Source organism: Mesorhizobium intechi, assembly GCF_002879535.1.
GTDB lineage: Bacteria > Pseudomonadota > Alphaproteobacteria > Rhizobiales > Rhizobiaceae > Mesorhizobium > Mesorhizobium intechi.
In genome coordinates, this window is record NZ_PNOT02000007.1 from 1 (window position 1) to 8,653 (window position 8,653).

Here is an 8,653-nt window from a genome sequence, read left to right on the forward strand (position 1 = left end):
GTTGGTGACAGCGCCAAGGCCGGTCCAGATATTGGCCAGCAGCGCATTCTGGCGCAGGAATTCCGAGCGCTCGCCACCGCCGGCCCAGCAGGTGATGGAGCCGCCATCCAGGGGCCGCAGCAGTGCGGGGCTTTCGGCCTGGGCTTCGGCCTCGTCGATCGCCAAGGCGGCGTTCATACCGGTGCGCATGAGCGGGCGCAGGTCGTGCAGGCCCGAGATCGAAACGACATGACGTATTCGCTTTGCCACATTCGCCGGCAGCGGCGTTGATGTGGTCATCATCCGGCTCGCGAGATGTCCGCCGGCCGAATGTCCAGTCAAAATCAGCGGCCCGTCGACCAGCGCCGCCACTTTTTCGATCGCCGCGCCGATTTCACGGACGATGCCGGCGATGCGTATGTCCGGGCACAGCGTGTAGGACGGCATCGCCACGGCAAAGCCGCTGCCGACCGCGCCATTGGCCAGATGCGACCAGTCGCTCTTGTCGGACTCCAGCCAGTAACCGCCATGGATGAACACGACGAGCCCCTTGGGCGCGGCCTCGGGAAGGAAAAGATCGAGGCGATTGCGCGGCCGCTCGCCATAGGCGATGTCCAGCCGCGTCCGGCCCTGTGCCGCCAGCGCGGCCCGGAAAGCTTGCGCCGGTTCCGCCCACGCGGCTGGCCAACGGTCGCTGCCGGCGATGTTCGCACCATTGGCGTAGGCATTGTCCCAATCGGCAATGCGATGTCTAGGCATCGGCACCCTCTCCTAAAAACGCATGCGTTTGGAGCTAGCAATGGCGGTCACCATGCCATGCGTCAATGCTTCAGGGCAAAAACATTTTAGGCTTGAAACAAATTTCGACTGGTGCGATCCTGCCTTGAACAGCCGACAATGGGAGGTCCGCTGTGCCGCCCAAATCTGCGGATGTTCACCCTTACGGTGGCGTCGCCGAACCAGTGTAACTGGCTGCACGAAGCCTCTCGCGAATGACAGGAACTTCATATCCAACCCCTTGGCCAGGTTTGCTTCGCGCACCGGCCAGGCAGCAAATGGGATGGCGGCGACATGCTTGGACCTTCAGCGCATATCGACACGTTCACGCGCGATCACCTGCCGCCGCCGGATCAATGGCCGGATTTCCTGCTTGACGGCTTCGACTATCCCGAGCACCTCAACGCCGGCGTCGAATTGACCGACAGGCTCGTCGAGAAGGGCTTCGGCGACCACACCGCCCTGATCGGCAATGGCCGCCGCCGCACCTACAAGGAACTGTCCGACTGGACGAACAGGCTGGCGCACGCACTCGTCGAGAACTACGGCGTCAAGCCAGGCCACCGGGTGCTGATCCGCTCCGCCAACAACCCCGCAATGGTCGCCTGCTGGCTGGCCGCCACCAAGGCCGGCGCGGTGGTCGTCAACACCATGCCGATGCTGCGCGCCGGCGAACTGACCAAGATCGTCGACAAGGCGGAGATCACCACCGCGCTTTGCGACACCAGGTTGATGGACGAGATGACCGCCTGCGCCAAGGACAGCGCGTTCCTGAAGCAGGTGATCGGCTTCGACGGCACCGCCAACCATGATGCCGAGCTCGACCGCGCCGCCCTCGACAAGCCGGTCACCTTCACCGCCATCAACACCGGCCGCGACGATGTCGCGCTGCTCGGCTTCACCTCGGGCACGACGGGCGCGCCGAAGGCGACGATGCACTTCCACCGCGATCTCCTGATCATCGCCGATGCCTATGCCCGCGAAATTCTCCAGGTCACGCCGGACGACATCTTCGTCGGCTCACCACCGCTCGCCTTCACATTCGGCCTTGGCGGCCTCGCCATCTTCCCCTTGCGCTTCGGTGCCGCGGCAACGCTGCTGGAACAGGCGACGCCGCCCAACATGATCCGCATCATCGAGACTTACAAAGCGACCATTTCCTTCACCGCGCCGACCGCTTACCGCGCCATGCTGAAAGCCATGGACGAAGGCGCCGACTTGTCGTCTCTGCGCGTCGCCGTATCGGCCGGCGAGACCTTGCCGGCTCCGGTCTTCGAAGAATGGACCGAGAAGACCGGCAAGCCGATCCTCGACGGCATCGGCGCCACCGAAATGCTGCACATCTTCATCTCCAACCGTTTTGGCGACATGAAGCCTGCATCGACCGGCAAGCCGGTGGGCGGCTATGAGGCGCGGATCGTTGATGGCGCGATGCGCGAGGTGCCGCGCGGCGAGACCGGACGGCTGGCGGTGCGCGGTCCTACCGGCTGCCGCTACATGGCCGACGAAAGGCAGAAGGAGTATGTGCGCGACGGCTGGAATCTCACCGGCGACACCTTTATTCAGGACGAGGACGGCTTCTTCCATTTTGCCGCGCGTTCCGACGACATGATCGTCAGCGCCGGCTACAACATCGCCGCGCCAGAGGTCGAGGCGGCACTGCTGTCGCATCCCGATGTCGCCGAATGCGCCGTCATCGGTGCCGAGGACGGCGAACGCGGCCAGATCGTCCAGGCGCATGTCGTGCTTGTGCAAGGCGTGGCGCCCGATGCATTGACCGTCAAGCGCCTGCAGGACCACGTCAAGGCAACGATCGCGCCCTACAAATATCCGCGCTCGATCAAATTCATCGCAGCCTTGCCCAAGACCCAGACCGGCAAGATCCAGCGCTTCCGGCTGCGCACGGAGAAAAACAATTGAGCGAGCCCTACGATCCGCCGTCCGAAGGCGCACAGATGTCGTTCAAGGAGCGCATGTCCTACAGCGACTATCTGCATCTGGAAAAAGTGCTCGACGCACAGACGCCGCTGTCGTCGGCGCATGACGAGATGCTTTTCATCATCCAGCACCAGACCTCGGAACTGTGGATGAAGCTCGCTCTGCATGAGATCGGCGCCGCCATCCGCTCCATTCGCGCTGACCGGTTAGAGCCGAGCTTCAAAATGCTGTCGCGCGTCGCCCGGATTTTCGAGCAGTTGAACAATGCCTGGGACGTGCTGCGCACGATGACTCCCAGCGAATACACCGAATTCCGCGACGCGCTCGGCCAATCCTCCGGCTTCCAGTCCTGGCAATACCGCGCCATCGAGTTCATGGCGGGCAACCGCAATCTCGCAATGCTGGGACCCCACAAGCACCGGCCGGACCTCACCGGCAAGCTGGAGGTAATCCTAGCCGAACCGTCGCTCTATGATGAAGCACTGCTGCTTCTGTCGCGCAACGGGTTTGACATCGGCGCCGACGCCAGACGCACGGACTGGCGCGAGACGCGCAGCGAAAACGAAGAAGTCCTGGTCGCCTGGCAGACCGTCTACCGCGATCCGCAGCGCTACTGGATGTTCTATGAGCTGGCCGAGAAACTGGTCGACTTCGAGGACTATTTCCGCCGCTGGCGCTTCAATCACGTCACCACGGTCGAGCGCATCATCGGCCTGAAGCGCGGCACCGGCGGCACCTCAGGCGCATCGTACCTGAAGAAGATGCTCGAGGTCGTGCTGTTTCCGGAACTGTGGACGGTCCGCACCCGGCTCTGAGGTCTCAAGTCACCGCCGTCTTGACCGCGAAACGCGCTTCCTGCCACGCCCCGGTGCGCAGGATATCCTCCAGCACCTCGACCGCCTGCCAGACGTCCCTGTAACCGACATAGAGCGGCGTGAAGCCGAAGCGGATTGTCGAGGGCGCGCGGAAATCGCCGATCACCCCGCGCTCGATCAAGGCCCGCATCACCTGGTAGCCATGCGGGTGGAGGAACGACACCTGGCTGCCCCGCTCATCGCCGTTGCGCGGGCCTTCGAGTTCGAGGCCGTAGGCGCCGCATCTGGCTTCGACGAGCTGGATGAACAGGTCGGTGAGCGCGATGCTCTTCTTGCGCACCGCCGCCATGTCGACATCATCCCAGATATCGAGCGCCCCTTTCAGCGCCCGCATCGACAGCACCGGCTGCGTACCGCACAGGAACCGGCGAATGCCGCTGCCGGCCGTGTAGCTTTGTTCAAAAGCGAAGGGCCGCGCATGGCCCCACCAGCCGCTCAGCGGCTGGTGGACATCATCATGATGGCGTTTCGCGGCATAGATGAAGGCCGGCGCACCCGGACCGCCATTGAGGTATTTGTAGGTGCAGCCGATGGCGAAATCGGCGTTCGCGGCATCGAGCTCGACCGGCAAGGCGCCGGCGGTATGGCAGAGATCCCAGACGATCAGGGCACCGACCTGATGGGCCTTGCATGTCAGCGCGGCCATGTCGCGCAATTGTCCGGTTTTGTAATTGACGTGGTTGACCAAGATGACGGCGACGCGCTCGTCGATCAGTTCCTCGATGGTGGGCGCGTCGACACCTTCTAGCCGCAGCACCGTGCCCGGCCGCGTCGAGGCCACGCCTTCGGCCATGTAGAGGTCGGTTGGAAAACTGTCGCCCTCGGCGACGATGACCGAGCGATTCGACCGCATGCCAAGGGCCGCATGCAACACCTTGTAGATGTTGATCGAGGTCGTGTCGCAGACCACCGTCTGGCCGGACGCGGCGCCGATCAGCCGTCCGAGCTGGTCGCCGAGTGCGACCGGCATATCGAACCAGCCGGCCGTGTTCCAGGCGCGGATGAGGTCCTGCCCCCATTCCTGCGTCGCCGCCTTCTGCAGCTCGTTGAAGACGGCGGGCGCCGCCGCACCCAGCGAATTGCCGTCGAGGTAGATCACACCTTGCGGCAGAATGAAGCGATCGCGCATGGCACGCAGCGGATCCGCCGCATCCATGGCTTCGACTGCTGCGAGATCGAGCGGTGCACGCATGATTTGTGACATTCCCTGGTTGTCCCGATTATTCACGAATGGCTTCGCGGGCCGGCGCGGGTCCCCGGCCGCGCTTGAGGCTCGGCAGGGCAAGCATGGCGAGCACGAACAGGCCCGTAGCAAGCTTCAGGTCGGGAGGCGGCATGCCGGCGGCGAGGCAGAACGACACCAGCTGGTAGTAGATGATCGCGCCGGCAAAGGGCGCCAGCAGCTGGCGCCACACCGTCTGCTTGCCGACGACCGCCTCCCCGATCATCAGCGCGGCAAGGCCGTTGATGAGGATGCCCAGTCCCATATTGACGTCGGCAAATCCCTGCGACTGCACCATCAGTGCGCCGCTAGAGGCCGAAAACGCGCTCGCCAGCCCGACACCGCCGATGGTCGCCGCCCAGACATTGATGCCTTGCGCCTCGGCCATGTCGGGATTGGCGCCGACGGCGCGTACGGCGGTCCCCTTCTCGGTCCTGAAGAACATGTAGAGCGCCGCGAAGACGATGAGCGCGAGAACGCCGGCGACGACGATCTTGCTGGCGGGATAACCCGGCCGTGCGAACGGCACCCAGTCGAAGACGGCGGGCGTGCCGAAAACCGAGAGGTTGGATTTGCCCATGATGCGCAGGTTGATGCTGTAAAGCATCGTCATCATCAGGATGCCCGCCAGCAGCGTGTGGATGCGGAAGCGCAGATGGATGAAGGCGGTGCAGCAGCCCGCCGCGAAGCCGGCCGCGAATGCGACGACGATGCAGGTCAGCGGCGATACACCGGCGGCAAGAAGCACGCCGCAGACGCAGCCGCCCAGCGGAAAGGCGCCTTCGCTGGTGAGATCGGGAAAATTCAGCATGCGGAACGGGATCATGATGCCGAGCACGACAAAGGCCAGGATCAGGCTTTGCGCCAAGGTCACCGGCATGATCGCGACAAAGCTGGTGAGAACGTCCTGAATCAAGCCCATGACGGTCAGCTCGCCAGCAACATGCGGTCGGTCTTGACGGAAAAATGGCCGATCAGATCGATAACCGTGACCCTGGCCTTTTCCTCGCCGCTAACCTCCAGCAGGACTCGGCCCGCATCGAGCATGATCACCCGGCTGCCATAGTCGACGGCGTGCTGCATGTTGTGGGTCACCATCAGCGTCGTCAGCTTCAACGCGTTGACGGCGCGCACCGTCGCCTGCATGACGATCTCGGCCGTGCGCGGGTCGAGTGCCGCGGTATGCTCGTCGAGCAGAAGCAGGTCCGGCGATCCGCCAACGGCCATGATCAGGGACAGCGACTGCCGCTGCCCGCCCGAGAGCAGGTCGACGCGGGTGTCGAGACGATTTTCAAGGCCGAGGCCCAATATCGACAGGCGCTCCTTGTAGGAGGCGAGCCGCGCGGCGTTCAGCCCTTGTCGCAGCGTGCGTTTTTGGCTGCGCAGATCGGCCAGCAGCATGTTCTCCGCCACGGTCATGCTGGCGGCGGTGCCGCGCATCGGATCCTGGAAGACGCGCGCCAGTCTTGTGGCGCGCTTGTGCACCGGCATGGCGGTCACGTCGGCGCCATTGATCAGGATCTTGCCGGAATCCAGGACAAGAGCACCGGAAATGGCGTTGAGCATGCTGCTCTTGCCGGCGCCATTCGAGCCGATGACGATGCCGAACTCGCCTGTGGCCAATGACAGGCTGAGGCCGTCCAGCGCGACCTTCTCGTCGGCTTGGCCCTTGTAGAATACTTTGCGCGCGGATCGGATCTCGAGCATCGTTCCTCCCTGGCCTGAAGGGTGACGGTGACGGCGTCGACGCCGTCACCCTTCCAGCGCCGATGTCAGTCGACGATGCAGCCGCAATCGGCCATCGAAGCCGGTATCTCGATGCCGAACGCCGCCATCGCCTTGCGGGAAATCGTTGCCATGTGGTCCTTATAGGCCGGGCGCGACGGCGCGATCGTCTTGGGATCCTTGCCCTTGAGGATCTCGGCCGCGATGTTGCCGGCGTTCATGCCGACCTGCGTGTAATTGACCGCGAAGCTCGCCGGCACGGTACCGTTGCGGACCGCGCTGTCATCGGAGTTGACGACCGGGATTCCCGCCTGGCGTGCGGCCGCGGAGACGGCGGCGATCGCCGGCTGGATCAGGTTCGAGGCCGGACCGTAGATCACGTCGGCCTTGCCGGCGAGCGAAGCGATGCGTTGCTGGATGTCATTGACATTGTCGATGCCGACTTCGACGACCTCAAGGCCGGCGGCGGGTGCCGCCGCCTTGATCTTTTCGATCAGGGCAACGTCATTGGCCTCGCCCGGATTGTAGGGCACCCCGAAGCGCTTGGCGTTCGGCAGCAGCTTCTTGGTAAAGGCCATCACCGCGGCGACGTCCTGCAGATCGCTGGCGCCGGTCATGCCTTCGTCACCGGCGTCCCATGACGGCACCAGCTTGGCCGCCACCGGATCGGTGACCGCGGCAAAGACGATCGGAATCCCGGAATCGGCGAGCGCCTTCTTGGCGATCTGCGAGACCGGCGTGGTGATGGTGTAGATCAGCTTGGGCCGTTCCGCCTGCAGCTTGGCGATCATCTGCGGCACCAGGGATGCATCGAAGTTGGTATGGCTCTCGGTGTAGACGACGTCCTTGCCCTCGACAAAGCCGTTTTCCGCCAGTGCCTTCTTGAAGCCCGCTATGGCGGCATTGAGCTGCGGATGCTCGCCGAAATTGGCGATGCCGATGCGTATCTGATCGGCCGCGGCGCTGCCGGCGCTAACCATCAATGCGCCTGCCAGGGCCAATCCCGACAGCCAAGCGGATTTCGACTTCAACATCATTTCCTCCCAGATTTGATCGGCGCCGCTCACAGGACGGCAACTGCGGCGATCATGGTCAGTCCCTCGCCGTGTGTCAAACATTATATATAATTCTTGCCATGCCTCCTGTTCATATATAATTTTCACAAGCCGATGATGGACGGATCGCGATGCACGATCAGAACAACTCCACGAAGACCGAGGCTGCCTATCAGCTGCTGCGGCGCGATATCCTGACCACCCGGCTCATGCCGGGGGCGCCGCTCAAGCTGAGCGCGCTGCGGGGCACATACGGCGTCGGCTGGACACCGCTGCGTGAAGCGTTGTCCCGACTTGAAGCCGAACACCTGGTCACCGCCATCAGCAATCGCGGCTTTGCCGTCGCTCCCGTGTCGCGCGCCGAGCTCGAGGACCTGGCGCGCGCAAGGATGGTTGTTGAAATGCCGCTGTTCCTGGAATCGATCGCGAACGGCGGCAGGGAATGGGAGGACGCGGTCGTCACCGCTCACTATCGGCTCTCGCGCTGCAAGACCGCGGTCGATGACCCTTCCGATGTGGCGGTCGACAAATGGGACGAGAGCCACGAGGCCTTCCATGCGGCGCTGCTCAGCGCGGCGACGTCCAACTGGCTGTTCCGCTTCCGCTCGACGATCGCCGATCAGCTGCGTCGGCATCATCGGTTTCTCGGCCTGGCACCGACATTGCGGGCGGCGGCCGGTCTGAAGGACGGCTATGGCGAGGCTATGGACGCCTTGCGCGAGGCGATCGCCATCGAGCACCACACCGCGATCATGGAAGCGGCGCTCGATCGAGATGTCGAGCGGGCAAAAGCGCTGATGACGGCGCATATCGGCTACACGCTGCATGTATATGTCCACAGCGAAGACAATGGCGCCAACACCTACACCGCGCGCGCCGGCAGCCTGAAAGCTGTTTCCGGATGATATTGCCGCAGCGTCCAGATCCACGGACGAGCCGGCTCCTGAAACTACGATCGTTGGCGTTTTGATTTCGTTTCGTTCTGCCGGAAATGCATCGGTACACCGTACCAGTCCGCGCGTGGACGCATCTCGAATGCCTGATGCCAAACCGCATTCAGGGCTAGGCCACAGGCCATTAAC

At 63.6% G+C, this 8,653-nt stretch carries 8 protein-coding genes; 3 read left to right on the plus strand and 5 right to left on the minus strand.

The annotated features are described in order from the left end of the window. Positions 1-738, minus strand: a 738-nt coding sequence (locus C1D09_RS00575; RefSeq protein WP_143972497.1) for an alpha/beta hydrolase, incomplete at its 3' end; no start/stop codon positions are given. A 312-nt stretch (positions 739-1,050) separates the two neighbouring features. Here C1D09_RS00575 and C1D09_RS00580 point away from each other — a divergent pair. Beyond that, on the plus strand, positions 1,051-2,676 hold the full coding sequence (locus tag C1D09_RS00580; protein WP_143972498.1) for an AMP-binding protein: 1,626 nt from the start codon (positions 1,051-1,053) through the stop codon (positions 2,674-2,676). Continuing rightward, positions 2,673-3,509, plus strand: a complete 837-nt coding sequence (gene kynA / locus C1D09_RS00585) for a tryptophan 2,3-dioxygenase (RefSeq protein WP_143972499.1) — start codon at positions 2,673-2,675, stop codon at positions 3,507-3,509. The genes C1D09_RS00580 and kynA overlap by 4 nt, the downstream gene beginning before the upstream one ends. A gap of 4 nt (positions 3,510-3,513) precedes the next feature. Here the strand turns inward: kynA and kynU are convergent, their stop codons facing one another. The 4 genes from kynU to C1D09_RS00605 all read right to left on the minus strand — a co-directional run bounded on the left by kynU (position 3,514) and on the right by C1D09_RS00605 (position 7,550). After that, positions 3,514-4,761: a kynureninase gene (kynU, locus tag C1D09_RS00590; RefSeq protein ID WP_143972500.1), complete on the minus strand. Its 1,248-nt coding sequence runs from the start codon at positions 4,759-4,761 to the stop codon at positions 3,514-3,516. A 28-nt stretch (positions 4,762-4,789) separates the two neighbouring features. Beyond that, entirely contained in the window at positions 4,790-5,713 is a 924-nt protein-coding gene (locus C1D09_RS00595) for an ABC transporter permease (protein WP_143972501.1), read from the minus strand. 5 nt (positions 5,714-5,718) lie between these two features. Further along, positions 5,719-6,498, minus strand: a complete 780-nt coding sequence (locus tag C1D09_RS00600) for an ABC transporter ATP-binding protein (protein ID WP_143972502.1) — start codon at positions 6,496-6,498, stop codon at positions 5,719-5,721. 65 nt (positions 6,499-6,563) lie between these two features. Continuing rightward, the gene (locus C1D09_RS00605) at positions 6,564-7,550 is read right to left on the minus strand and encodes an ABC transporter substrate-binding protein (protein ID WP_143972503.1); all 987 of its coding nucleotides are present in this window, start codon (positions 7,548-7,550) and stop codon (positions 6,564-6,566) included. A 152-nt stretch (positions 7,551-7,702) separates the two neighbouring features. On the opposite strand from C1D09_RS00605, the gene C1D09_RS00610 reads away from it, so the two are divergent. Continuing rightward, positions 7,703-8,476, plus strand: coding sequence for a GntR family transcriptional regulator (locus tag C1D09_RS00610; protein WP_143972504.1), 774 nt, complete (start codon positions 7,703-7,705; stop codon positions 8,474-8,476). Positions 8,477-8,653: the final 177 nt, after the last annotated feature.